Raw genomic sequence first — 1,320 nt, 5'->3', positions numbered from 1 at the left:
GTGAACCGCCCCTTGTTTGCCGGAGACCCAGAAGTAAGGATACTGGGTTATGGAAAAGAAGAATTTTGGGAAGAGATATCCGGACGAACTGCGTGCGCGCGCTGTGCGGATGGTCTTAGATCACGAGAGCGAATATCGAAGCAGGTCAGCCGCTATTTCATCGGTTGCACAGAAGGTTGGGTGCAGCCGGGACAGCTTACGCATCTGGATAAAGCAGCATGAGACTGACAGCGGTCTACGTGGGGGGATGACCACGGCAGAGCGGGATCGGATCAAAGAGCTTGAACGTGAGAACCGGCAGTTGCGTCAGGCGAACGAGATATTGAAAAAGGCATCTGCTTATTTTGCTCAGGCGGAGCTCGACCGCCCGTTCCGGAAATGATCGCATTCATTCAGGACCACCGAGATCAACACGGGGTTGAGCCGATGTGCCGCGTTCTGCAGATCGCCCCTTCGACTTTCTATGAACATCAGGTCATTGCGCGTGATCCAGCGCGCGCGTCAGATCGTGCCAAACGTGACGATGAATTGCGCCCTGAGGTGTTGCGCATTTGGCAGGAAAACCGGTCGGTCTATGGTGCACGTAAGCTTTGGCATGCAATGAAACGAGAGAAGTTTGATATCGCACGCTGCACAGTCGAAAGGTTAATGCGTGACATCGGCATTGAAGGCGTCAGAAGGGGCAAGAAGGTCAAAACCACCCATGGGCAGCCTGCTGAACTCTGCCCTTTGGACAAGGTGAACAGGCAGTTCCGTGCCTCCCAACCCAACCAGCTTTGGGTGTCTGACTTTACTTTCGTGTCGACCTGGCGCGGCTTTGTCTATGTCGCCTTTGTCATCGATACCTTCGCCAACCGGATTGTTGGATGGAAGGCATCAACGAGCCAAGACACCCAGTTCGTGCTGGACGCTTTGGAACAGGCACTTCATGCGCGCAGGCCCTCCGAGAACTTGGTCCATCATTCTGATCGGGGATCTCAATACGTATCAATCAAGTACACCGAGCGGCTGGTCGATGCCGGGCTGGAACCATCTGTCGGCAGTGTCGGTGACTCATATGATAACGCACTTGCCGAAACGATGATCGGTTTGTTCAAGACAGAAGTTATCAACCGACTGGGGCCGTGGAAGTCCAAAGATCAGGTTGAATGGGAAACCCTTAAGTGGGTCGATTGGTTCAACACCAAACGGCTCCTGGAGCCACTGGGATACATTACACCCCAAGAAGCGGAGGACGCATACTATCAAGGCTTGAAAACAGACGACATTGCAGCTTGAAATACGAGCTTAACAGTCTCCGGTAAAACCGGGGCGGTTCAG

Annotated in this window: 1 protein-coding gene and 1 other annotated feature; the gene reads left to right on the top strand. The window is 53.6% G+C overall.

The window, feature by feature from the left end:
• Positions 1 to 49 precede the first annotated feature (49 nt).
• Positions 50 to 1,278 (top strand): IS3 family transposase gene (locus GFB49_RS20890; RefSeq protein WP_425505256.1). Its coding sequence is split into 2 segments (ribosomal slippage): positions 50 to 344 and positions 344 to 1,278, totalling 1,230 coding nucleotides; the frame shifts between segments, so codons are not numbered across the junction.
• Positions 337 to 453 (top strand) — a sequence feature (AL1L pseudoknot). (Overlaps the previous gene by 117 nt.)
• Positions 1,279 to 1,320: the final 42 nt, after the last annotated feature.

Source organism: Tritonibacter litoralis (assembly GCF_009496005.1).
GTDB lineage: Bacteria > Pseudomonadota > Alphaproteobacteria > Rhodobacterales > Rhodobacteraceae > Epibacterium > Epibacterium litoralis.
This window is presented reverse-complemented; position numbering and strand designations above follow the sequence as displayed.